20 protein-coding genes and 1 pseudogene are annotated in these 22,046 nt (G+C 71.0%); all 21 read right to left on the bottom strand.

Annotation, left to right across the window (positions count from 1 at the left end; translation table 11 throughout):
* Positions 1 to 93: 93 nt before the first annotated feature.
* Positions 94 to 540 carry a DUF2550 domain-containing protein gene (locus ACIBAI_RS21400; RefSeq protein WP_344603583.1) on the bottom strand — a complete coding sequence of 149 codons (447 nt, stop codon included), beginning with the start codon at positions 538 to 540 and terminating at the stop codon, positions 94 to 96.
* Between the two features lie 129 nt (positions 541 to 669).
* Complete coding sequence (locus ACIBAI_RS21395; RefSeq protein WP_344603585.1) at positions 670 to 1,047, bottom strand: F0F1 ATP synthase subunit epsilon; 378 nt, start codon at positions 1,045 to 1,047, stop codon at positions 670 to 672.
* Between the two features lie 112 nt (positions 1,048 to 1,159).
* Complete coding sequence (gene atpD / locus ACIBAI_RS21390; protein WP_399036406.1) at positions 1,160 to 2,596, bottom strand: F0F1 ATP synthase subunit beta; 1,437 nt, start codon at positions 2,594 to 2,596, stop codon at positions 1,160 to 1,162.
* On the bottom strand, positions 2,597 to 3,514 hold the full coding sequence (locus ACIBAI_RS21385; RefSeq protein ID WP_399036405.1) for a F0F1 ATP synthase subunit gamma: 918 nt from the start codon (positions 3,512 to 3,514) through the stop codon (positions 2,597 to 2,599). It abuts the gene before it with no gap.
* Positions 3,515 to 3,535: 21 nt separating this feature from the next.
* Positions 3,536 to 5,128, bottom strand: coding sequence for a F0F1 ATP synthase subunit alpha (gene atpA / locus ACIBAI_RS21380; protein ID WP_344603591.1), 1,593 nt, complete (start codon positions 5,126 to 5,128; stop codon positions 3,536 to 3,538).
* A gap of 146 nt (positions 5,129 to 5,274) precedes the next feature.
* Positions 5,275 to 6,090: a F0F1 ATP synthase subunit delta gene (locus tag ACIBAI_RS21375; RefSeq protein WP_399036490.1), complete on the bottom strand. Its 816-nt coding sequence runs from the start codon at positions 6,088 to 6,090 to the stop codon at positions 5,275 to 5,277.
* Between the two features lie 2 nt (positions 6,091 to 6,092).
* On the bottom strand, positions 6,093 to 6,647 hold the full coding sequence (locus ACIBAI_RS21370; RefSeq protein ID WP_399036403.1) for a F0F1 ATP synthase subunit B: 555 nt from the start codon (positions 6,645 to 6,647) through the stop codon (positions 6,093 to 6,095).
* A gap of 42 nt (positions 6,648 to 6,689) precedes the next feature.
* Positions 6,690 to 6,926 carry an ATP synthase F0 subunit C gene (gene atpE / locus ACIBAI_RS21365; RefSeq protein WP_159535807.1) on the bottom strand — a complete coding sequence of 79 codons (237 nt, stop codon included), beginning with the start codon at positions 6,924 to 6,926 and terminating at the stop codon, positions 6,690 to 6,692.
* Positions 6,927 to 7,001: 75 nt separating this feature from the next.
* Entirely contained in the window at positions 7,002 to 7,772 is a 771-nt protein-coding gene (gene atpB / locus ACIBAI_RS21360; RefSeq protein WP_399036488.1) for a F0F1 ATP synthase subunit A, read from the bottom strand.
* Positions 7,773 to 8,045: 273 nt separating this feature from the next.
* Positions 8,046 to 8,483: a hypothetical protein gene (locus ACIBAI_RS21355; protein ID WP_399036401.1), complete on the bottom strand. Its 438-nt coding sequence runs from the start codon at positions 8,481 to 8,483 to the stop codon at positions 8,046 to 8,048.
* 341 nt (positions 8,484 to 8,824) lie between these two features.
* Positions 8,825 to 10,153 carry an MraY family glycosyltransferase gene (locus ACIBAI_RS21350; protein WP_344603599.1) on the bottom strand — a complete coding sequence of 443 codons (1,329 nt, stop codon included), beginning with the start codon at positions 10,151 to 10,153 and terminating at the stop codon, positions 8,825 to 8,827.
* A 129-nt stretch (positions 10,154 to 10,282) separates the two neighbouring features.
* Complete coding sequence (gene glyA / locus ACIBAI_RS21345) at positions 10,283 to 11,521, bottom strand: serine hydroxymethyltransferase (protein ID WP_399036399.1); 1,239 nt, start codon at positions 11,519 to 11,521, stop codon at positions 10,283 to 10,285.
* 116 nt (positions 11,522 to 11,637) lie between these two features.
* Positions 11,638 to 12,315: a protein-tyrosine-phosphatase gene (locus ACIBAI_RS21340; protein ID WP_344603603.1), complete on the bottom strand. Its 678-nt coding sequence runs from the start codon at positions 12,313 to 12,315 to the stop codon at positions 11,638 to 11,640.
* The gene (locus ACIBAI_RS21335) at positions 12,312 to 12,959 is read right to left on the bottom strand and encodes an L-threonylcarbamoyladenylate synthase (RefSeq protein ID WP_344603605.1); all 648 of its coding nucleotides are present in this window, start codon (positions 12,957 to 12,959) and stop codon (positions 12,312 to 12,314) included. The genes ACIBAI_RS21340 and ACIBAI_RS21335 overlap by 4 nt, the downstream gene beginning before the upstream one ends.
* 50 nt (positions 12,960 to 13,009) lie before the next feature.
* Positions 13,010 to 13,849: a peptide chain release factor N(5)-glutamine methyltransferase gene (prmC, locus tag ACIBAI_RS21330; RefSeq protein ID WP_344603607.1), complete on the bottom strand. Its 840-nt coding sequence runs from the start codon at positions 13,847 to 13,849 to the stop codon at positions 13,010 to 13,012.
* A gap of 80 nt (positions 13,850 to 13,929) precedes the next feature.
* Positions 13,930 to 14,997, bottom strand: coding sequence for a peptide chain release factor 1 (prfA, locus tag ACIBAI_RS21325; RefSeq protein ID WP_344603609.1), 1,068 nt, complete (start codon positions 14,995 to 14,997; stop codon positions 13,930 to 13,932).
* A gap of 109 nt (positions 14,998 to 15,106) precedes the next feature.
* Positions 15,107 to 15,331 carry a 50S ribosomal protein L31 gene (gene rpmE / locus ACIBAI_RS21320; protein WP_344603611.1) on the bottom strand — a complete coding sequence of 75 codons (225 nt, stop codon included), beginning with the start codon at positions 15,329 to 15,331 and terminating at the stop codon, positions 15,107 to 15,109.
* Positions 15,332 to 15,588: 257 nt separating this feature from the next.
* The gene (locus ACIBAI_RS21315) at positions 15,589 to 16,728 is read right to left on the bottom strand and encodes an LCP family protein (RefSeq protein WP_399036396.1); all 1,140 of its coding nucleotides are present in this window, start codon (positions 16,726 to 16,728) and stop codon (positions 15,589 to 15,591) included.
* Between the two features lie 237 nt (positions 16,729 to 16,965).
* Positions 16,966 to 18,453, bottom strand: a pseudogene (locus ACIBAI_RS21310) (S1 family peptidase); the annotation flags it as partial.
* 160 nt (positions 18,454 to 18,613) lie between these two features.
* A complete protein-coding gene (gene rho / locus ACIBAI_RS21305) occupies positions 18,614 to 20,659 on the bottom strand; it encodes a transcription termination factor Rho (RefSeq protein ID WP_399036394.1) in 2,046 nt (681 codons plus the stop codon).
* Positions 20,660 to 21,067: 408 nt separating this feature from the next.
* Positions 21,068 to 21,985: a homoserine kinase gene (thrB, locus tag ACIBAI_RS21300; protein ID WP_399036393.1), complete on the bottom strand. Its 918-nt coding sequence runs from the start codon at positions 21,983 to 21,985 to the stop codon at positions 21,068 to 21,070.
* Positions 21,986 to 22,046 lie beyond the last annotated feature (61 nt).

Raw genomic sequence — 22,046 nt, 5'->3', positions numbered from 1 at the left:
CCTCGGGGGGGGGGGCCGCCCCCGGGGCCGGGCCCCCCCCCCGCGCCCGGGGCGCCCCCCCCCCCCCCCGGGGGGGGGGCCCCCCCGACGCGGTCACGCCACGTTCACCCGCTGTCCGGGCGGCGCCGCCTCCAGCCAGGCGAGGAAACCGGTCAGCGCGTCCTCGCTCATCGCCAGCTCCAGCCGGGTCCCGCGGTGCAGGCAGGCCAGGACCACCGAGTCGGAGAGCAGCGCCAGCTCCTCCTCCCCGTCGGGGACGCGACGGCCGGCCACCTCGATCGCGGAGCGCTCCAGGGCGCGGCGCGGGCGGGGCGAGTAGGAGAAGACCCGGAACCACTCGATGCGGTCGCCGTTGTAGCGGGCCACTCCGTAGGCCCAGCCCTTGCCGCCGGCGTCGCCCTCCTCGGGGGCGTCCCAGCGCAGGGAGCAGTCGAAGGTGCCCCCGGAACGCTGGATCAGCCGGCGGCGCAGACCGAAGACGAACAGCCCCAGCACCACGAGGGCCACCACGATTCCGCACGCAGTCAGAGCGAGGACCATCGGCACCGACCTCCTCGTCTCCTAGGTAACGGAACGGAAAAAACATCCAGATCTGCCTCAGCCGCGACCGGCTCCGGATCGCTCCGGTGCCGGCCGCGGCTGAGGCACATCACCATACGGCTCGCAGGGTCAGCGCGCCGCCGTCGCCGCACGCAGTCGGACGTCCGCACGGCGCTGGGCCGCCACGTCGTCCTCCGCCTTCGCGCGCTCCAGCTCCTGCTCCGCGCGCTGGACGTCGATCTCGTCCGCCAGCTCGGCGATCTCCGCCAGCAGCGACAGCTTGTCGTCCGCGAACGAGATGAAACCGCCGTGCACCGCGGCGACGACCGTCCCGCCATCACTCGTACGGATGGTCACCGGGCCCGACTCCAGCACACCGAGCAGCGGCTGGTGACCGGGCATGACGCCGATGTCGCCGGAGGTGGTGCGCGCGACGACCAGGGTGGCCTCGCCGGACCAGACCTGGCGGTCGGCGGCGACCAGCTCGACGTGCAGCTCAGCAGCCAAGGGTGGCTCCTCGGGTCACCACCCGGCGGGAGTGCCGGGTGTTGGTTACAAGTCTAGTGGGCGTGGAGGAGGGGGCGGGACGAGCCCCGCCCCCTCACCGTGAGCACGGGGCTCAGGAGACGCCCAGCTCCTTCGCGTTCTTCTTCAGGTCCTCGATACCACCGCACATGAAGAACGCCTGCTCCGGGAAGTGGTCGTACTCGCCGTCGCAGATCGCGTTGAACGCGGCGATCGACTCGTCCAGCGGCACGTCCGACCCGTCGACGCCGGTGAACTGCTTGGCGACGTGGGTGTTCTGGGACAGGAAGCGCTCCACGCGACGGGCACGGTGGACGACGAGCTTGTCCTCCTCGCCGAGCTCGTCGATACCGAGGATCGCGATGATGTCCTGGAGGTCCTTGTACTTCTGCAGGATGTTCTTCACGCGCATGGCCGCGTTGTAGTGGTCCTGCGAGATGTAGCGCGGGTCCAGGATGCGGGACGTGGAGTCCAGCGGGTCCACGGCCGGGTAGATGCCCTTCTCGGAGATCGGACGGGACAGAACCGTCGTCGCGTCGAGGTGGGCGAAGGTGGTGGCCGGGGCCGGGTCGGTCAGGTCGTCGGCGGGGACGTAGATCGCCTGCATGGAGGTGATCGAGTGACCGCGGGTCGAGGTGATGCGCTCCTGGAGGATGCCCATCTCGTCGGCCAGGTTCGGCTGGTAGCCCACCGCGGAGGGCATACGGCCGAGCAGGGTCGACACCTCGGAACCGGCCTGGGTGAAGCGGAAGATGTTGTCGATGAAGAACAGCACGTCCTGCTTCTGGACGTCGCGGAAGTACTCCGCCATCGTCAGGCCGGCCAGCGCCACGCGCAGACGGGTGCCCGGCGGCTCGTCCATCTGGCCGAAGACCAGCGCGGTCTTGTCGATGACGCCCGACTCGCTCATCTCGTCGATGAGGTCGTTGCCCTCACGGGTGCGCTCACCGACGCCCGCGAACACCGACACACCGTCGTGGTTGTTGGCGACGCGGTAGATCATCTCCTGGATCAGCACGGTCTTGCCGACGCCGGCGCCACCGAACAGACCGATCTTGCCGCCCTTGACGTACGGGGTCAGCAGGTCGATGACCTTGATGCCGGTCTCGAACATCTCGGTCTTGGACTCGAGCTGGTCGAAGTTCGGCGCCTTGCGGTGGATCGGCCAGCGCTCGCCGTCGTAGCTCTCGTCGACGTTGAGCACCTCACCGATGGTGTTGAACACCTTGCCCTTGGTGAAGTCGCCGACCGGCACGGAGATCGGGGCGCCGGTGTTGATCACCGGGGCCTGGCGGACCAGGCCGTCGGTGGGCTGCATGGAGATCGTGCGGACCAGGCCGTCACCCAGGTGCTGGGCGACCTCCAGGGTCAGCGTCTTCTTCTCGCCCGCCTTGGCCGGGTCGGCGACCTCGACGTGGAGGGCCTGGTACATCTCCGGGATCGCGTCGACGGGGAACTCCACGTCGACGACCGGGCCGATGACCCGGGCGACGCGGCCCGTAGCCGTCGCGGTCTCAACAGTGGTGGTCATTTATCGGTCACTCCCCGCGGTCGCGTCGGCGAGAGCGCTGGCGCCACCGACGATCTCGCTGATTTCCTGGGTGATTTCGGCCTGGCGGGCCTGGTTGGCAAGCCGGGTGAGCGTCTCGATGAGCTCTCCGGCGTTGTCGGTGGCCGACTTCATCGCGCGCCGGGTGGCGGCGTGCTTCGAAGCGGCCGACTGGAGCAGCGCGTTGTAGATGCGGCTCTCCACGTAACGCGGCAGCAGGGCGTCCAGGACGTCCTCCGCCGAGGGCTCGAAGTCGTAGAGCGGGAGGATCTCGTCCTTGGACCGGCCCTCCTGCGCGACCTCGTCGAGGCTCAGCGGCAGCAGCCGGGCCTCGACCGCCGTCTGCGTCATCATCGACACGAACTCGGTGTAGACGATGTGGATCTCGTCCACGCCGCCGTCCGCCGTCTCCGTCCCGATCGCCTCGATCAGCGGCGCCGCGACCTTCTTGGCGTCCGCGTACGACGGCTCGTCGGTGAAGCCCGTGAACGACTCCGTGACCTTGCGCTCACGGAAGTTGTAGTGGGCCACACCGCGCCGGCCGACGATGTACGTGTCGACCTGCTTGCCCTCGCGCTCAAGCCGCTCGGTCAGCTGCTCCGCCGTCTTGATGGCGTTGGCGTTGAAGGCGCCGGCCAGACCGCGGTCGCTCGTCAGGAGCAGGACCGCGGCGCGGGTCGGGTTCTCCGCCTCCGTGGTCAGCGGGTGCCGGGTGTTGGAACCGGTGGCGACCGCCGAGACCGCGCGGGTGAGCTCGGTCGCGTACGGCGTGGAGGCCGCCACCTTGCGCTGCGCCTTGACGACGCGCGAGGCGGCGATCATCTCCATCGCCTTCGTGATCTTCTTGGTCGCGGTGACGGATCGGATGCGACGCTTGTAGACCCGGAGCTGGGCTCCCATGAGTCAGGTCCCTTCCTTACGTCACTTGGCGGCGGCAGCCGGGGTTTCCTCGCCGAGCAGCTTGCCGTCCGAGGTCTCGAACTGCTTCTTGAACTCCGCGATCGCGTCCGCGACGGCCTGGAGGGTGTCGTCGGACATCTTGCCGCCCTCCCGGATGGAGGTCATGAGGCCCTGCTCCTTGCGGTGCAGGTACTCCAGCATCTCCCGCTCGAAGCGGCGGATGTCGGCGACCGGGACGTCGTCCATCTTGCCGGTGGTGCCGGCCCACACGGAGACGACCTGGTCCTCGGTGGCCATCGGCTGGTACTGGTCCTGCTTCAGCAGCTCGACCATGCGCTGACCGCGCTCCAGCTGGGCCTTGGAGGCCGCGTCCAGGTCGGAACCGAAGGCGGCGAACGCCTCCAGCTCACGGAACTGGGCGAGGTCCACGCGCAGCCGGCCCGAGACCTGCTTCATCGCCTTGTGCTGCGCGGAACCACCGACTCGGGAGACGGAGATACCGACGTTCAGCGCGGGGCGCTGACCGGCGTTGAACAGGTCCGACTCCAGGAAGCACTGGCCGTCGGTGATGGAGATGACGTTGGTCGGGATGAACGCCGAGACGTCGTTGGCCTTGGTCTCGACGATCGGCAGACCCGTCATCGAGCCGGCACCCATGTCGTCGGAGAGCTTCGCGCAGCGCTCCAGCAGACGGGAGTGCAGGTAGAAGACGTCACCCGGGTAGGCCTCGCGGCCCGGCGGGCGCCGCAGCAGCAGGGAGACGGCGCGGTAGGCGTCGGCCTGCTTCGACAGGTCGTCGAAGACGATCAGGACGTGCTTGCCCTGGTACATCCAGTGCTGGCCGATGGCGGAGCCGGTGTACGGCGCGAGGTACTTGAAGCCGGCCGGGTCGGACGCCGGGGCGGCGACGATGGTCGTGTACTCCAGGGCGCCGTTCTCCTCCAGCGCGCGGCGCACGCCGGCGATGGTGGAGCCCTTCTGGCCGATGGCGACGTAGATGCAGCGGACCTGCTTGTTCGGGTCGCCCGAGCGCCAGTTGTCGCGCTGGTTGATGATCGTGTCGACGGCCAGGGCGGTCTTGCCGGTCTGGCGGTCGCCGATGATCAGCTGGCGCTGGCCGCGGCCGATCGGGGTCATGGCGTCGACGGCCTTGTAGCCGGTCTCCATCGGCTCGTGCACCGACTTGCGCTGCATGACCGTGGGGGCCTGCAGTTCGAGGGCGCGGCGGCCCTCGGTCTCGATCTCGCCGAGGCCGTCGATCGGGTTGCCGAGCGGGTCCACCACGCGGCCGAGGTAGCCCTCGCCGACGGCGACGGACAGGATCTCACCGGTGCGCTGCACCGGCTGACCCTCCTCGACGCCGCTGAACTCGCCGAGGACGATGGCACCGATCTCGCGCTCCTCGAGGTTGAGGGCGAGGCCGAGGGTGCCGTCCTCGAACTTCAGCAGCTCGTTGGCCATGGTCGAGGGCAGGCCCTCGACCTTCGCGATGCCGTCACCGGCGAAGGTGACCGTACCGACCTCCTCGCGCGAGGCCGCGTCCGGCTTGTACGCCTGGACGAAGTTCTCCAGCGCGTCCCGGATCTCCTCCGGCCGGATCGTGAGCTCCGCCATCTGGGTTCCCTGCTCTCCTTGTTGGGCCCGAAGTTTCACTTGGGGGGATGGGGACTCCCCCCTTTAGGAGGTGAATCCTCTGCACGGCCCAACGAGGGCCGTAAGTACGTACTGCGTGTTCAGTTGCCGTGTCCGTCGCGTGGCCGTCAGCCCGCCAGGCGGCGGCTGGCGTCCTCGATCCGGTCCGCGATGGAGCCGTTGATGACCTCGTCGCCGACCTGCACCCGGATCCCGCCGAGGACCGCGGGGTCCACGTCGAGGTTGAGGTGCATCTGACGGCCGTAGAGCTTCGCGAGGGCCGCGCCCAGGCGCTGCTTCTGCACGTCGCTCAGCGGTACCGCCGAGGTGACGACGGCGACCATGCGGTTCCGGCGCTCGGCGGCGAGCTTGGACAGGGACTCCAGTCCCGACTCCAGGCTACGTCCCCGCGGCGCGGACACGAGGCGCGTCACCAGACGCTCGGTGGCCGGCTTGGCCCGGCCGCCGAGCAGGCTGCGCAGCAGCTCGCCCTTGGCCGGGACGGTGGCCTTGCGGTCGGTCAGCGCGGCGCGCAGCTCGGTGCTGCCGGAGACGATCCGGCCGAACCGGAACAGCTCGTCCTCGACGTCGTCGAGCGTGCCCGCCCGCTGGGCGGCGGTGAGGTCGGCGAGGTTCGCCAGCTCCTCCAGCGCGTCCACCAGGTCGCGGGACTGCGACCAGCGGGAGCGCACCATGCCGGCCACCAGGTCGGCGGTCGGACCGCTGACCTGGGCGCCGAGCAGGCGCTGGACCAGCTCGGCCTTGGCCTCACCGGCCTGCGCCGGGTCGGTGAGGACCCGGCGCAAGCCGACCTCGCGGTCGAGCAGCGCGGTGACGGCGGCCAGCTCGTCGGCGAGCCGCCCGGCGTCCACGGCCGTGGAGTCCGTCAGCGCGTCGAGACGCTCCCGTGCGGCGACCAGGGCCTCGCGGCTCGCTCCGTGCACGGTCATCGCGCCGCCTCGGCCTTGTCCTCGAGCTCGTCGAGGAAGCGGTCGATGACGCGGCTCTGCCGGGCGTGGTCCTCCAGGGACTCGCCGACGAGCTTGCCGGCCAGCTCGGTGGCGAGCTTGCCGACGTCCTGGCGGAGCGCGGACGCGGCGGCCTTGCGGTCGGCCTCGATCTGGGCGTGACCGGCGGCGATGATCTCCTCGCGCTGCCGCTGACCCTCCGCGCGCATCTCGGCGATGAGCGCGGCGCCCTGCTCCTGCGCCTCCTGGCGCAGACGCGCGGCCTCGTGCCGGGCCTCGGCGAGCTGGGCCTTGTACTGCTCAAGGACGCTCTGGGCCTCGGTCTTCATGGCCTCGGCCTCTTCGATACCGCCTTCGATCGCCGCGCGACGCTCCTCCAGAACCTTGTTGATGTTCGGAAGCAGCTTCTTCCAGAAGAAGAAGAACACGATGGCGAAGGCGATGGTGCCGACGAGCAGCTCGGGGCCCGGCGGGAGGAGCGGGTTCTGCTTCTCCGTGTGCTCGGCCGCCAGCTGTACCAGGTTGGCGATCACATCAGTGCCTTTCGTCGAAACGCGTCGGTGAGTAAGAGGGTCTTACTGGCCGAACACGAACGGCATAACGATGCCGATGAGGGCGAGCGCCTCACAGAAGGCGAAGCCGAGGATCTGGTTGGCACGGATCAGGCCGGCGGCCTCGGGCTGGCGGGCGAGGGCCTGGGTGCCGTTGCCGAAGATGATGCCGATGCCGATGCCGGGGCCGATGGCCGCGAGGCCGTAGCCGATGGAACCGAGGGAACCGGAGACAGCGGCAAGGGTCTCAGTGGCAGCCATGCTGAATCTTCCTTCTCTGTTGCGAACCGGTGGGGGTTGGCCACCGGACGGCTGGTGGTTTGGTGAGGGAGTGGCTCAGTGGTGCTCGGCGAGAGCGCCCTGAACGTAGGAGCAAGCGAGCAGCACGAAGACGTAGGCCTGGACCGCCTGCACGAAAAGCTCGAAGAGGATCATGACGACGGTCATGAGGAACGAGACGCCCGCTGCCGGGATCATGTAGCTGTTCAGCAGGTACCAGCTGGCCACGGTGAACATCACGAGCAGCAGGTGACCGGCGAACATGTTGGCGAACAACCGGACCGCGTGGGTGAAGGGCCGGACCAGGACGTTCGAGAAGAACTCGATCACCACGACGAGCGGCAGCACCGGGCCGAGCGACTTGTCGTAACCGGTGAGGTTCTTGAACCCGCCCGCGAAGCCGTGCTTCTTGAACGTGAGCCCGAGCCACACCACGTAGACGATCGCGGCGAGCACCGCGGGGAACGCGATGATCGACGACACCGGGAACTGCGCGAGCGGGATCACGGACCAGATGTTCATGATCCAGATGAAGAAGAACAGCGAGACCATGAGCGGGACGTACTTCTCGCCCTCACGCTTGCCGAGGGTCTCGTAGACGATGCCGCGGCGTACGAAGTCGTAGCCGGCCTCGCCGATCATCTGGAGCTTGCCCGGCACCATCTTGGCCTTGCCGAAGGCCGCCCAGAAGAAGCCGACGACGAGGACGGTGGTGATGAGCGCGAGCAGCATCACCTTGTTGAACTCGAACCCGCCGACGGTGGCGATCGGCTGGAAGAGGAACGAGTGCAGGCCCGGAGCCGGAAAACCACACCCGTTGTCGGACATGATCCGACAGCTCCAGTCAAAGGCGAGCTGGGTCTGGTCAGCACTCACCGCGGGCTCCTTCGGCGTGACGCATAGGTACGGCAACCTCGTTGTGTCGGCGCGGCGCGCAGCCGCGGATCGGCACCGGACAGGTGTTACGGATGTGGGGGCGGCTGGGGGGCATCGAGCCTCGCGATTGAGCAGGCGTCAGCTCAGATGCCCGCGCCCGCGATGCCGCAGTTGGCACCGGACGATAGCAGGAGTTCTCACTGGTCTTTATCGCGCCCCTACTCGTCACGACGGCGACCCGGTCCTCTGGGGCTTCTCGCCCTTCGCGGAGTCCGGATCGACGTAGAAGATCCTGGCCTTCATGTGCGCACGGGCCTGCGCGGCCATCCACACCACGGTCGTGACGACGAGCGACAGGGCGAACGTCTTCGCGTTGAAGGCGGAGGTGTCCCTGAAGAGGGCGACGAAGATCAGGAGCAGCAGGAGCTGGGCGACATAGAGCATCAGCCCCATGGCCTGGAACAGCTGCGGGAGCGTTTTCGCCGTCCACTGCAGGACGTACAGGCCGATACCCATGAAGAGGATGGCGAGCACCGTGCCGACCGCGGCCCCGAGAGCGCCCTTGCCTCCGGCCACCGCACCGCTGACGGCGACGGCGACCGCACCGGCAGCCGCCGTGGGCACAGCGCACTGCAGAAGGTTCCGGACGTCATGGGACGGCATGGCGGCAACTCCGCTTTCGCAGGGGGCAGGGTGTCGTCATGGACGAGCGTAGTCCCGGGCTGAGTGGAGACCTCACACCAATGGACCGTCGCACTACGGTCCTCTTGGCTCTATCCGGGGGGTTCTCGTGAACCGTATCACAAACTATTTGATGCAGTCTTTACCTGCAGGTGTGCCAACCGTCACACATGAGAGTGACTCTGCGCGTCTGTGCAGTTTCAGTGGTGACTTGTCTGGTATTAGGGCGCTTCGCCACCCCACGGGACTCCCACGACTTGGCAATGCTCTAGTCAGATTCTTACCTGGGGCCTCTTACCCGGTGCCTTGCCGGCGCCCGGGCGTCAGCGTGACGAGCCGGCTCTCCCCCGGTCCAGGGGACGCGAACGGGGGCCGACGGCGGTCGCCCCGTTGACGTGCGCGGCACCCGCGGCCACCGGCGCGCGGTGCTCCTGGTCCGCCGGGGCGGAGGCCGGTGCGGCGGCCGGCGCGGATTCCGCCACCGCCCGGCGCCGGTAGCGCGGCGGCACGAAGCGCTCCGCCCACCGCGGGGCGCGCGGGGTGAAGCGCGGCAGCAGGAGCAGCACCAGGCCGACCGCGCTGAAGAAGACGACGCCGAGGACGATCCACATCGACGCGGAGTTGACGGAGTAGGCGAGCGCGCCGAAGGCGATCAGCGCCGACCAGAAGTACATGATCAGCACGGCCCGGCTGTGCGAGTGGCCGATCTCCAGCAGGCGGTGGTGCAGGTGGCCCCGGTCGGCCGCGAACGGCGACTGGCCGCGCCAGGTGCGCCGCACGATGGCGAGGACCAGGTCGGCCGCCGGGATCGCGATGATGGTCAGCGGCATCAGCAGCGGGATGTACACCGGCACCATCTGGTGCACGGTCTCGCGCACCGAGCCGGAGAACAGGTTCATCACGTCCGGGTCGACCTGCCCCGTCACGGAGATCGCGCTGGCCGCGAGCACCAGGCCGATGAGCATCGACCCGGAGTCGCCCATGAAGATGCGGGCGGGGTGCATGTTGTGCGGCAGGAAGCCCAGACACATGCCCATCAGGACCGCCGCGAACAGCGTGGCCGGGGCGGCGGCCTCGATGCCGTAGCTGTACCACAGGCGGTAGGCGTACATGAAGAACGCCGCCGAGGCGATGCACACCATGCCGGAGGCGAGTCCGTCGAGGCCGTCGACGAAGTTGACCGCGTTGATGGTGATGACGACCAGGGCGACCGTCAGCAGGGTGCCCTGCCACTGGGTCAGCGCCACGTTGCCGACGCCCGGGATGGGCAGCCACAGGATGGTCAGGCCCTGGACCACCATCACGCCCGCGGCGATCATCTGCCCGCCCAGCTTGATCAGGGCGTCGATCTCGAACTTGTCGTCCAGGACGCCGATCAGCCAGATCAGGGCCGCTCCGGAGAGCAGGGCGCGCGGCTCGTTGGAGTTCTCGAAGACCTCGTTGAGGTTGGTCAGGTGGTCGGCGACCAGCAGACCCGCGCACAGTCCGAAGAACATGGCGATGCCGCCGAGCCGCGGGGTCGGTTCCCGGTGCACGTCCCGGGCCCGGATCTCCGGCATCGCCCCCGCCACGATCGCGAACTTCCGCACCGGCCCGGTCAGCAGGTACGTCACCGCGGCCGTGATGCAGAGCGTCAGCAGGTATTCACGCACGGGCTTCCCCACAGGTCTCGCTGGCCATTCCAGCCTCACACCCTAGCGACGCACGCATACGGGTGAGGACTTCCGGGTAGCGACGATGGTTGCACGCGTGGCTGTGCGCACGGGAGCGGCTCCCCCCGCTCAGCGGGGATACGGCGGAAATCCACCGGCCAGCTCCCGCACTTCCGCACGGACCCGCGCCGGCTCCACGTCGCCCCGGAGCACCCCGGCGAGCAGCGCGGCGATCTTCGTCATCTCGCCCTCCCCCATGCCCTGGGTGGTCACCGCCGCCGTGCCCAGGCGCAGCCCGCGGGCGTCGCCGTGCGGCAGCGCGCAGCAGTCCAGCACCATCCCGGCGGCCGCGAGCCGTCCGCGCGCGGTGCGTCCGTCGACGCCGAGCGGCCCGGGGTCGGCGGTCAGCAGGTGGGTGTCCGTCCCGCCGGTGGTGACGACGAGCCCCTCCGCGGCCAGCGCCGCCGCCAGCGCCCGCGCGTTGGCGACCACCTGGTGGGCGTACGCGGCGAACGCCGGGGTCGCCGCCTCCCCGAAGGCGACGGCCTTGGCCGCGACGGTGTGCATCTGCGCCCCGCTCTGCGTGAACGGGAAGACCGCCCGGTCGATCCGCGCGGCCAGCTCGTGCCCGCACAGGATCATGCCGCCGCGCGGTCCGCGCAGCACCTTGTGCGTGGTGGCGCAGACGACGTCGGCGTACGGCACCGGGCTGGGCGCCGCTTTCCCGGCGACGAGCCCGATGGGGTGCGCGGCGTCGACGATCAGGTAGGCCCCCACCTCGTCGGCGACGTCGCGGAAGAAGGCGTAGTCGATGTGGCGCGGATAGGCGATCGATCCGCACACGATCGCCTTCGGCCGGTGCGCACGGGCCAGGGCGCGCACCTGGGCGTGGTCGATGAGCCCGGTCTCCGCGTCCACCCCGTAGCCGACGAAGTCGAACCAGCGGCCGGAGAAGTTGGCGGGCGAGCCGTGCGTGAGGTGGCCGCCGTGGGGCAGGCCGAGGGCGAGGACGGTGTCCCCGGGGCGCAGCAGCGCGGCGTACGCGGCCAGCACCGCCGAGGAGCCCGAGTGGGACTGCACGTTGGCGTGCTCGGCGGCGAACAGCGCCCTGGCCCGCTCCACGGCGATGTTCTCGGCGACGTCGACGAGTTCGCAGCCGCCGTGGTACCGGGCGCCGGGGTAGCCCTCGGCGTACTTGTTGGCGAGCGGCGAGCCGAGCGCGGCCAGCACGGCCGGCGAGGTGAAGTTCTCGGCGGCGGTCAGCTGCAGCGTCGTCGACTGCCGGACGAGCTCCCCGAGCAGGATCTCGGCCAGCTCGGGGTCCTGGCGCCGCAGGACATCGGCCTCGAGGGCAGGGGTGACCGACATGGTGCGCTCCGGGCGTCGACGGTGGCGTACGTCCAATGTAGGCCGGGGACGCCCGGGGCGCCCGGTGTCGACGGCCGGCGCCGGTGCGGGCCGTCGACACCGGGCGCCCCGGGCGGCTACGTGTGCGCCGGCACCCCCGTGAGCGCCGTGACGACCGGGTCCAGCGCCTGGTGTATCTCCTCCCCGATCGACCGGAAGAACGTCAGCGGCGCCCCGTACGGGTCGTGCACCTCGTCCGCCTCCGCCGTCGGCGCGAGCAGCCACCCGCGCAGCGCCGCGGCGGCCCGGACCAGGGCCCGCGCCCGCATCACCACGCCCTCCTCCAGCGGCGGCAGGGTGGCCGGGTCGATCGCCTTCACCAGGCGGGTGAACTCCTTCAGCGTGAAGGTGCGCAGACCCGCCGAATGGCCCATGGAGATGACCTGGGCGCGGTGGTCGCGGGTCGCGGTCAGCACCAGGTCGGCGCGGATCACGTGCTCGTCGAGCAGTTCGCGGCCGACGAAGCCGGAGGCGTCCGCGCCGAACTCGGCCAGCACGGTCTCCGCGTTGGCCTCCATCGGCGCTCCCTCGTGCCCCCAGGTGCCCGCGCTCTCCACGATCAGCCCGCCCCCCAGGACGCCGAGCCGCTCCTGCACGAAATGGCGGGTCAGCCGCTCGGTGATGGGCGAGCGGCACACGTTGCCGGTGCTGACGTGGAGGATGCGGAAGCTGTCGCGCGGAAACCCGAACGTCGTCGTCTCCTCCGCGGCACGTTCCCCGCCGCCTATGCCACGCCCCGCGTCAGGGGCCGTCAATTCGCCACCTCAAGGTCGGGTACGACCTTGCGCAGCTCGTCCGCCGACAGGGCGCCCTGGCGCAGCAGCAGCGGCACCTCGCGGGTGACGTCGACGATCGACGACGGGACGTTGCCGGGGGTCGGGCCGCCGTCCAGGTAGACGGAGACGGAGTCGCCGAGCATCTGCTGCGCGGCGTCGCAGTTCTCCGGGGCCGGGTGGCCGGTGAGGTTGGCGGAGGAGACGCCCATGGGGCCGACCTCGGTGAGCAGCTCGATGGCGACCGGGTGCAGCGGCATGCGCACGGCGACCGTGCCGCGGGTGTCGCCCAGGTCCCACTGCAGGGACGGCTGGTGCCGGGCGACGAGCGTCAGCGCGCCCGGCCAGAAGGCGTCGACCAGCTCCCAGGCCTGCTCGGAGAAGTCCGTCACCAGGCCGTGCAGGGTGTTCGGGGAGCCGATGAGGACGGGCGTGGGCATGTTGCGGCCCCGGCCCTTGGCGGCGAGCAGGTCGGCGACGGCCTCCTTGGAGAACGCGTCGGCGCCGATGCCGTACACCGTGTCCGTAGGCAGCACCACGAGCTCGCCCCGGCGGACGGCGGACGCGGCCTCACGCAGACCGGTCACGCGGTCGGTCGCGTCGTTGGTGTCGTATCGCCGTGCCATCTAACGGGCCTCCTCGTACACGTACTGCGGGATCGAAGTCTGGGGCGTGCTCATGGCAGCGCCTTGCGGGCGGTGGCGAACCGGGGCCGGTTGTTGAGGTCGGGGTGGTCGGCCGCGTCGGTCCAGCCCCGGTCGTCGGCGAAGATCCACGGCACCTGGCCGCCCTGGGTGTCGGCGTGCTCGACGACGACGACCCCGCCGGGGCGCAGCAGCCGGTGCGCGGTGCGCTCGATGCCGCGGATCAGGTCGAGGCCGTCCTCACCGGAGAACAGAGCCATCTCCGGGTCGTGGTCGCGGGCCTCGGGGGCGACGTACTCCCACTCGGTGAGCGGGATGTACGGCGGGTTGGAGATGACCAGGTCGACCTGGCCGTCGAGGTCCGGGAAGGCCGTCAGGGCGTCGCCCTGACGCAGCTCGACCCTGGATCCCTCCATGTTCTTGCGGGTCCACCGCAGCGCGTCCTCGCTCAGCTCCACGGCGTACACGCGCGAGCGCGGCACCTCCTGCGCCAGGGCGAGCGCGATGGCGCCCGAGCCGGTGCACAGGTCGACGATGCAGGGCTCGACGACGTCCATGGCGCGCACCGCGTCTATGGCCCAGCCGACCACCGACTCGGTCTCCGGGCGCGGCACGAACACGCCGGGGCCGACCTGGAGTTCGAGGTAGCGGAAGTAGGCGCGTCCGGTGATGTGCTGGAGCGGTTCGCGGGCCTCGCGGCGGGCGATCGCCTCCCAGTACCGGGCATCGAAGTCGGCGTCCTTGACGGTGTGCAGCTCACCCCGTTTGACGCCGTGCACGAACGCGGCGAGCTCCTCGGCGTCGGTGCGCGGCGAGGGCACGCCGGCGTCGGCGAGCCGCTGGGTGGCCTGCGCCACCTCCGCGAGCAGCACGCTGCGGGTGCTGGGGGATCGCCCCCCGGGGGGTTGCCGCACGCTCGTCCTCCGGTGCTCCGTACGTCGTCCTGGGTGCCTTACGCGGCTGCGAGCTTGGCCGCCGAGTCCGCGTCGACGCAGGCCTGGATCACCGCGTCGAGGTCGCCGTCCAGGACCTGGTCCAGGTTGTAGGCCTTGAAGCCGACGCGGTGGTCCGAGATGCGGTTCTCCGGGAAGTTGTAGGTGCGGATCTTCTCGGAGCGGTCGACGGTGCGGACCTGGCTGCGACGGGCGTCGGCGGCCTCCCTCTCCGCCTCCTCCTGCGCCATGGCGAGCAGCCTGGAGCGCAGGATACGCATCGCCTGCTCCTTGTTCTGCAGCTGGCTCTTCTCGTTCTGGCAGGAGGCGACGACTCCGGTCGGAAGGTGCGTGATGCGCACCGCGGAGTCAGTGGTGTTGACGGACTGCCCGCCCGGCCCGGAGGACCGGTAGACGTCGATGCGCAGGTCGTTGGGGTTGATCTCCACGTCGACCTCCTCGGCCTCCGGTGTGACCAGCACGCCGGCCGCCGAGGTGTGGATGCGGCCCTGGGACTCGGTGGCGGGCACCCGCTGCACCCGGTGCACGCCGCCCTCGTACTTCAGCCGGGCCCACACGCCCTGGCCGGGCTCGACCTGGCCGCGGGCCTTGACCGCGACCTGGACGTCCTTGTAGCCGCCCAGCTCGGACTCGGTGGCGTCGATGATCTCGGTCTTCCAGCCGACCCGCTCGGCGTACCGCAGGTACATGCGCAGCAGGTCGCCGGCGAACAGGGCCGACTCGTCGCCGCCCGCGCCCGCCTTGATCTCCAGGATGACGTCCTTGTCGTCGCTGGGGTCGCGCGGGACCAGCAGCAGGCGCAGCTTCTCGGTGAGCTCCTCGCGCTGCCGCTCCAGGTCCTTGACCTCGGCGGCGAAGTCGGGGTCGTCGGCGGCCAGCTCACGCGCGGTCTCGATGTCGTCGCCGGTCTGCCTCCAGGAACGGTACGCGGCGACGATCGGGGTGAGCTCGGCGTAGCGCTTGTTCAGCTTGCGCGCGCCCGCCTGGTCGGCGTGGATCGACGGGTCGGCGAGCTTCTTCTCCAGGTCGGCGTGCTCGGCGACGAGTTCCTCGACGGCCTCGAACATCTTGGGGCTCCTGATACTGCGGTGAGGGGAAGGGCGGGCGACCAAAAACGCCGGTCCCGGCGCTCCCCCGGCTGGGGGCGCGGCCGTGGACCGGCGAAAGAGGGGCTCGCTACTTCTTGGAGCCGACGGCGGCCTTGCCGAAGCGGGCCTCGAAGCGGGCCACACGGCCACCGGTGTCGAGGATCTTCTGCTTGCCCGTGTAGAACGGGTGGCACTCGGAGCAGACCTCGGCCCGGATGGTGCCGGACTCGATGGTGCTGCGGGTGGTGAACGACGCGCCGCAGGTGCAGCTGACCTGCGTCTCGACGTACGCGGGGTGAATGTCGCGCTTCAAGGTGTCTCCTAGGTTTCGGGAGGGCGCCGGGTCGCCGCCGCGGGATGCGGGGGCGTGAACCGGAGCCGACGTACCAGTCTGCCAGGACTGGCGCCATCACCCAAAACCGGGGGGCGGTGCGGTCTATTCCCCGGGGCGAGGGGACGGGGGCGGGAGCGCCGGGGGGCGCGGCCCGGGCTCCGTGGCCGGCCGCGGGTCGGGCGCGGCCGGGTGCGCCCGCCCGGCGCGGCGGCGTGCCGGCAGGGGCTCCGCGCCCCTCACGGGGCGTCGACGACGTCCCCGGCTTCCCCGGTGGCCGTTCCCTCCGTGGCCGACTGCGGGATCGGCCTGTCGTCCCTCAGGGCGGCCCACACCTGCCGGGCCTTGGCCTCCCGGACGACGACGCGGTTGGGGTCGGACGGGTCGTAGCGGACCGGCACGGTGACCATGCGCAGGTCCGAGGCGTCGATGCCCCGCAGGCCGTTCGCGAAGGCCACCAGCCTGTCCACCGAGCCCAGGCCGGAGTCGGTCGTGACGGCCCGGGTGGCGGTGTCGGCGAGGTCGTAGAGCTTCTTGGGGCTGGTGAGGACGCCGATGTCCTCGACCCGGTCGGCCAGGGCCTTGACGAAGGCCTGCTGGAGCTGGATGCGGCCGAGGTCGGAGCCGTCGCCGACGCCGTGCCGGGTGCGGACCAGGCCGAGGGCCTGCCTGCCGTCGAGCCGGTGCGTGCCGGCCTCCAGGCTGAGGTGGCTGCCGGGGTCCTCGATGTCCTCGGTGGTGGTGACCTCCACGCCGCCGAGTTCGTCGACGAGCTTCCGGAAGCCGCTGAAGTCGACCTCCAGATAGTGGTCCATGCGGATGCCGGTCATGGTCTCGACCGTCTTCACCGTGCAGGGGGCGCCGCCCGTGGAGTAGGCGGAGTTGAACATCACCCCGGACGCGGCCGGGTGGTCGGTGCCGTCGGCGCCGGTGCACTCGGGCCGGTCGATGACGGTGTCGCGGGGGATGGAGACCACGGCGGCCTTCCGGTGGCCCTCGTAGACGTGCACGATCATCGCCGTGTCGGAGCGGGCGCTGCCGTCGTCGTCGCCGCCGCCGAGCTCCCGGTTGCCGCCGGAGCGGGTGTCGGAGCCGAGGACGAGGATGTTCTCGGCGCCGCCGCCGGTCCTCTTCGGGCGGTCGGCGCCGAGGGCCTGGTCGATGTCGACGCTGTGCAGGTTGCCGTTGAGCTTGACGTACAAATAGCCCGCCCCGCTGCCGCCCAGGACGACGATGCCCGCAGCGGTCCAGGCCGTGACGAGCATGCCCGTGCGCCGCCTGCCGCGGGACGCGCGGCGGCGGTCCCCGGTCCGGCGTGCGCCGCCGGTGCCGGACCCCCCCGGAGTCGCGGGCTCCGGTGGTGTGCTCTGGGCAGGCATGGGCTCCTCGGTTCGTCCCCGGACGACTACCCCCTGCGGCCGGCGTCAGGCCCGGGTCCGCCGTCGCGGCGCGTGCCGCCCGTCGCCGCTCCGCCGCCCGTCGCCGCTCCGCCGGCCGGGCGCGGGAACGCGGCGCCGGGACGTGCGACGTCCTGCGCCCGCCGGTGGACCGGTGGGCGCAGGACGTGGTCGTTCGGCCGGGCAGGGCCCGCCTCACCCGCGGATTCAGCCCCAGATGTCGTACTGCTGGTAGCCGGAGCCGACCTTCACCCGGGCGGCGAAGGTGCCGTTGCCCTTGCCCGGGTAGATCCACAGCACGCCCGCGGAGTCGACCGAGAGCAGGTCGGGCAGGTAGTCGCCGGTGACGTCCCCGGGGGCGACGATGCGGGTGCGGGTCTTCCAGTTGTCGGCGAGCTGCTTGGTGGCCCAGCTGCCGCTGGAGGTCACGTAGTGCGTCCAGTGGACGTCACCGGTGGCGGTGGCCCGGTACAGCAGGTCCTGGTGGCCGTCCCGGTCGAGGTCGGTCTGCAGGACGACGTCGACGCCGCTCCAGCTGCCCCAGGACTCGCGCGCGGCGAACGAGGAGCCCTTGGAGTCGAGCGAGTAGCCGGCCTTGCTGGAGGAGTTGCGCACCCACAGGTCGGCCTTGTGGTCGCCGCTGACGTTGGTGTCGTCGATGCGCGGGTAGGCCGCGCCGACGTACGTGGTGACCTTCGCGAAGACGCTGTAGGCGCCGCGGGCGACGCAGTCCTTCACGCCCCAGGAGACCACGCCGACGATGCGGTTGCCGGCCACCAGCGGGCCGCCGGAGTCGCCGTTGCAGGCGGAGGCGGTGCCGGTGTCGCTGCCGGTGGCGGGCTTGCCCGCGCAGACCATGTGGCCCTTGACGAAGTCGGCGCCGTAGTAGTTCGCGCAGGTCGTGTCGGACTGGATCGGCAGCGTGGCCGTCTTCAGCGTCCCGGAGACGTTCTGGCTGGTGGAGGTGGTGCGGCCCCAGCCGTAGACCTTGGCGCTGGTGCCGGCGGCGTAGGAGGCGGTGTCGCCGGACGTCGTCATGCGGATCGGCGTCGCCTCGACGCGGCCCGGCAGCGTGAGGACGGCGATGTCGTTGTCGATCCTCGTCGAGCTGTACGACGGGTGGTTCCACTGCCGCCACACGCCGGAGACGGTGCCGCCGTGCAGGTCGGTGTCGCCGGCGCCATCGGTGGTCGGCAGCTGGGCGGTGCCGGTGACGACGGCGCCGTGGGTGTGCCAGTCGTAGCCCTTGACGCAGTGCGCGGCGGTGAGGATCTTCGTCGGCGCGACGACCGCGCCGCCGCAGAAGAAGCCGAGGTCGTCGCCCTCGTCGGCGGTGCCCCGGTCGTCGTGGTACCAGAGCTGGGCCATCCAGGGCGCCGAGGTGATGCCGGTGGTCGTACCGCCGATGACCTTGGCGTCGACGGTGGCGGAGCCGGTGCCGGTGCTCGCGCTCAGGGACGACTTCCTGGCCGTCTCCCCGGCGGTGTCGTCACCGGCGACCGCGCCCGCGACGCGCCTGTCCAGCTCGGCGGGCGACGGCGCGCCGGTGGCGGGCCCGGCCGTCGGCTGCGGCGGCGCGGAGGCGGCTCCGGCGGACGAGGTCAGCAGCGCGGCGGTGACGGCCGCGGCGATGCCGACGGCGGCGACGGGCAGGCCGATGCGTGTCCGGCGTCCGTGCCGACCGCTCCCGGACACGGGTGTACCCACTCAAGTCCCCCCTGGAGATCAGAAGTTCGGAAGACCGAACATTCGAACAGCAAGTTCGAAAGAAAGTCCGAAGGGCGTGATCGTACACCGGCCCGGGCAGCACAAAGGCCGCCCCCGTGGCGGGAGCGGCCCTTGTGGCTCTTCGGAGGACGCGGGTGCCTCAGTCGCCGTTGCCCGGCGCCGGGGTCGTCTTCTGGATCTGCATCAGGAACTCGACGTTCGACTTGGTCTGCTTCATCTTGTCGAGGAGCAGTTCGATCGCCTGCTGCTGGTCCAGCGCGTGCAGCACCCGGCGCAGCTTCCAGACGACCGCCAGCTCCTCGTTGCCGAGCAGGATCTCTTCCTTACGCGTACCGGACGCGTCGACGTCCACCGCGGGGAAGATGCGCTTGTCGGCGAGCTTCCGGTCGAGCTTGAGCTCCATGTTGCCGGTGCCCTTGAACTCCTCGAAGATCACCTCGTCCATGCGGGACCCGGTGTCCACCAGGGCGGTGGCGAGGATGGTCAGCGAGCCGCCGTCCTCGATGTTGCGGGCCGCACCGAAGAAGCGCTTCGGCGGGTACAGGGCGGTCGAGTCGACACCACCGGACAGGATGCGGCCGGAGGCCGGGGCGGCGAGGTTGTACGCCCGGCCCAGGCGCGTGATCGAGTCGAGCAGCACGACGACGTCGTGACCCAGCTCCACCAGGCGCTTGGCGCGCTCGATGGCCAGCTCGGCGACCGTGGTGTGGTCCTCGGCCGGGCGGTCGAAGGTCGAGGAGATGACCTCGCCCTTGACCGACCGCTGCATGTCGGTGACCTCTTCCGGACGCTCGTCGACGAGGACGACCATCAGGTGGCACTCGGGGTTGTTGTGGGTGATCGCGTTGGCGATCGCCTGCATGATCATGGTCTTGCCGGTCTTCGGCGGGGCCACGATCAGCCCGCGCTGGCCCTTGCCGATCGGCGACACCAGGTCGATGATCCGCGTGGTCAGCACGCCCGGGTCGGTCTCCAGGCGGAGCCGGTCCTGCGGGTACAGCGGGGTGAGCTTGTTGAACTCCGGGCGGCCGCGGCCGTGTTCGGGCGCCATGCCGTTGACGGAGTCCAGGCGCACCAGCGCGTTGAACTTCTCGCGGCGCTCGCCCTCCTTGGGCTGGCGCACGGCGCCGGTGATGTGGTCGCCCTTGCGCAGGCCGTTCTTGCGGACCTGGGCGAGGGAGACGTACACGTCGTTCGGACCGGGCAGGTAGCCGGAGGTCCGGATGAAGGCGTAGTTGTCGAGGATGTCGAGGATGCCCGCGACCGGGATCAGGACGTCGTCCTCGGTGATCTGCGGCTCGGAGGCCATGTCGTCGCGGCCGCGGCGGCCCCGGCGGTCGCGGTAGCGGCCGCGGCGGCCCCGGCGGCCGCCCTCGAAGTCGTCGTCGTCCTGCTGGCGGTCCGGCCGGCCGCCGCCCTGCTGGCTCGGCTGCTGGCGCTGCTGGCCGCCCTGGTTCTGCTGCTGGTCGTCGCCCTTGTTGCGGCGGTCGCGGTCCCGGCCGCGCTCGCGGCGGTCGCGGCGGCGGCCCTCGCCGCCGTCGCCGGCGTCGGACCGGGTCTCGCCCTGCTGCGGCTGCGCGGGCGTCTCGGCCCTCGGCTCGCTCTTCGCCTCGGCGACGACCGTCTCGGGGGCGCCCGCGGGGGCACCGGCCTCGGCGGTGGCGCGGCGACGGCGGCGCTCGGCGGGGGCGTCGTCACCGGAGGTGGCGCCCTGCTCGGAGAGCTTGGGGGAGGGCTGGCCCGGGATCTCGATCTGCTGCTGGGCCGCGACCTTGTCGGCGGGGGCCTCGGCGGCCTGGTCGGCCTTCTTCGCGGCCTTCTCGGCGGCGGGGGCCTCGTCGCCCGTACGGGCGCGGGAGGTGGCGCGGCGCTTCGGCTTGCCCTCGGCGGCCTCGGCCTTGGCGGCCGGGGCGGCGCCTCCCCCGGCCACGGAAGCGGCCTGGGGGGCGCCGCCGGCCTGCGCCTCCTTGATGACCTCGATCAGCTGGCTCTTGCGCATGCGCGCGGTGCCCCTGATGCCGAGGCCGGATGCGACCTGCTGCAGCTCGGCCAGCACCATGCCCTCGAGGCCGGTACCGCGGCGCCGCCGGGAGCCGGCACCGGTGGCAGGCGCGGAAGCGTCCGTGGCGGGCGCGGCAGCGGTCTCCTCGACACGTGCGCCCATCAGATCGGTGGTGTCGCTCACGAAGGGTCCTTCCCTGGAGCGGACGTCGGCCTGTCTGGCTCGGCGACCGGTTGTGCTGTCCGGCTTCGGTCCTTGCTGTGTGGACCGTGCCGGGGCGGTGTTCCGCCTGAGCGGCGGAGGAAATATCTGGTGATGGCGCTTCCTTGAGCCGTGGCACCCAGTGTCTGTGTCACTCGGCGTGGTCGCACCGGTTCCGGAGCGTGCCCGTCAGCCCGCTCGGTGTCCGTGTACGGCGTACTGCCCGCGTGCGACGTACGGAACACAGTGCGGCTTGGGGAGCTCCCGGAAGAATGTCTGTCCCGGACGGGGACACGAGGCACCTCGCCATGGTGGGGTCGGGTGCAGACTTGAGGTTAACACTACCGGATCCAACAAACATTCCCCCTCTCCAAATCCGGCAACCGGGTGTCAGGGCGCGAGCGGCAGCACGCTCGCGCCGTGCAGATCGAGGCTCAGCCGGTTCGCGGCCCAGTCCTCGCCCGCGAGGGCCTCGACCTTGTCGGCGGTGCCCGCGTCGGCCAGCGCCATGACCGTGGGTCCGGCACCGGAGATCACCGCGGGGATGCCGTCCGCCCGCAGCCGCTCCACCAGCGCCGCGCTCTCCGGCATGGCCGGGGCGCGGTACTCCTGGTGGAGGCGGTCCTCGGTGGCCGGCAGCAGCAGCTCGGGACGCCTGGTCAGGGCCTCCACGAGCAGGGCGGCGCGGCCGGCGTTGACCGCGGCGTCGACGTGCGGCACGGTGCGCGGGAGCAGGCCGCGGGCCGTCTCCGTCAGCACCGGTTTTCCGGGGACGAAAACCACCGGAACGATGGAATCGGCGGGCTCCATCCTGATCGCCCGGGCCGCGCCGGCCTCCATCCAGGACAGGGTGAAGCCGCCCAGCAGGCAGGCCGCGACGTTGTCCGGGTGGCCCTCGATCTCGGTGGCGAGCTCGAGCAGCGCGGCGTCGTCGAGCCGGGCCTCGCCGCCTATGGTCACGGCGCGGGCGGCGACGATGCCGGCGCAGATCGCGGCGGAGGAGGAGCCGAGGCCACGGCCGTGCGGAATGCGATTGGCGCAAACGATTTCCAGGCCGCGCGGCTGCCCGCCCAGGGAATCGAAGGCGGTACGCAGGGAGCGGACGAGGAGGTGACGCTCGTCCCGTGGCAGCGTCTCGCTGCCCTCGCCCGCGATGTCGATGTGCAGCCCGGAGTCGGCCACCCGGACGACCACGTCGTCGTACAGCCCCAGCGCGAGGCCGAGGGCGTCGAAGCCCGGGCCGAGGTTGGCGCTGGTGGCGGGGACGCGCACCCGGACGGCGGCGGCGCGGAACGCTGGACCGGCCATCGCTCGATGACTCTCCTTGAGCTGCGTGAGGGTCGAATGGCATTCGATGACGTACGAGAAC

The sequence above is a fragment of the Streptomyces sp. NPDC051041 genome (assembly GCF_044456065.1).
Taxonomy (GTDB): Bacteria; Actinomycetota; Actinomycetes; order Streptomycetales; family Streptomycetaceae; genus Streptomyces; species Streptomyces glaucus.
Note: the sequence above shows the minus strand (reverse complement) of the source record. Positions and strands in the feature narration are given on the sequence as shown.

Coding starts and splice junctions, on each gene's coding strand:
- ACIBAI_RS21400 (WP_344603583.1), bottom strand. CDS start 540: ATGGTCCTCGCTCTGACTGCGTGCGGAATCGTGGTGGCCCTCGTGGTG.
- atpD (WP_399036406.1), bottom strand. CDS start 2,596: ATGACCACCACTGTTGAGACCGCGACGGCTACGGGCCGCGTCGCCCGG.
- ACIBAI_RS21385 (WP_399036405.1), bottom strand. CDS start 3,514: ATGGGAGCCCAGCTCCGGGTCTACAAGCGTCGCATCCGATCCGTCACC.
- atpA (WP_344603591.1), bottom strand. CDS start 5,128: ATGGCGGAGCTCACGATCCGGCCGGAGGAGATCCGGGACGCGCTGGAG.
- atpE (WP_159535807.1), bottom strand. CDS start 6,926: ATGGCTGCCACTGAGACCCTTGCCGCTGTCTCCGGTTCCCTCGGTTCC.
- atpB (WP_399036488.1), bottom strand. CDS start 7,772: ATGTCCGACAACGGGTGTGGTTTTCCGGCTCCGGGCCTGCACTCGTTC.
- ACIBAI_RS21355 (WP_399036401.1), bottom strand. CDS start 8,483: ATGCCGTCCCATGACGTCCGGAACCTTCTGCAGTGCGCTGTGCCCACG.
- glyA (WP_399036399.1), bottom strand. CDS start 11,521: ATGTCGGTCACCCCTGCCCTCGAGGCCGATGTCCTGCGGCGCCAGGAC.
- ACIBAI_RS21335 (WP_344603605.1), bottom strand. CDS start 12,959: ATGGCACGGCGATACGACACCAACGACGCGACCGACCGCGTGACCGGT.
- prfA (WP_344603609.1), bottom strand. CDS start 14,997: ATGTTCGAGGCCGTCGAGGAACTCGTCGCCGAGCACGCCGACCTGGAG.
- ACIBAI_RS21315 (WP_399036396.1), bottom strand. CDS start 16,728: ATGCCTGCCCAGAGCACACCACCGGAGCCCGCGACTCCGGGGGGGTCC.
- thrB (WP_399036393.1), bottom strand. CDS start 21,985: ATGGCCGGTCCAGCGTTCCGCGCCGCCGCCGTCCGGGTGCGCGTCCCC.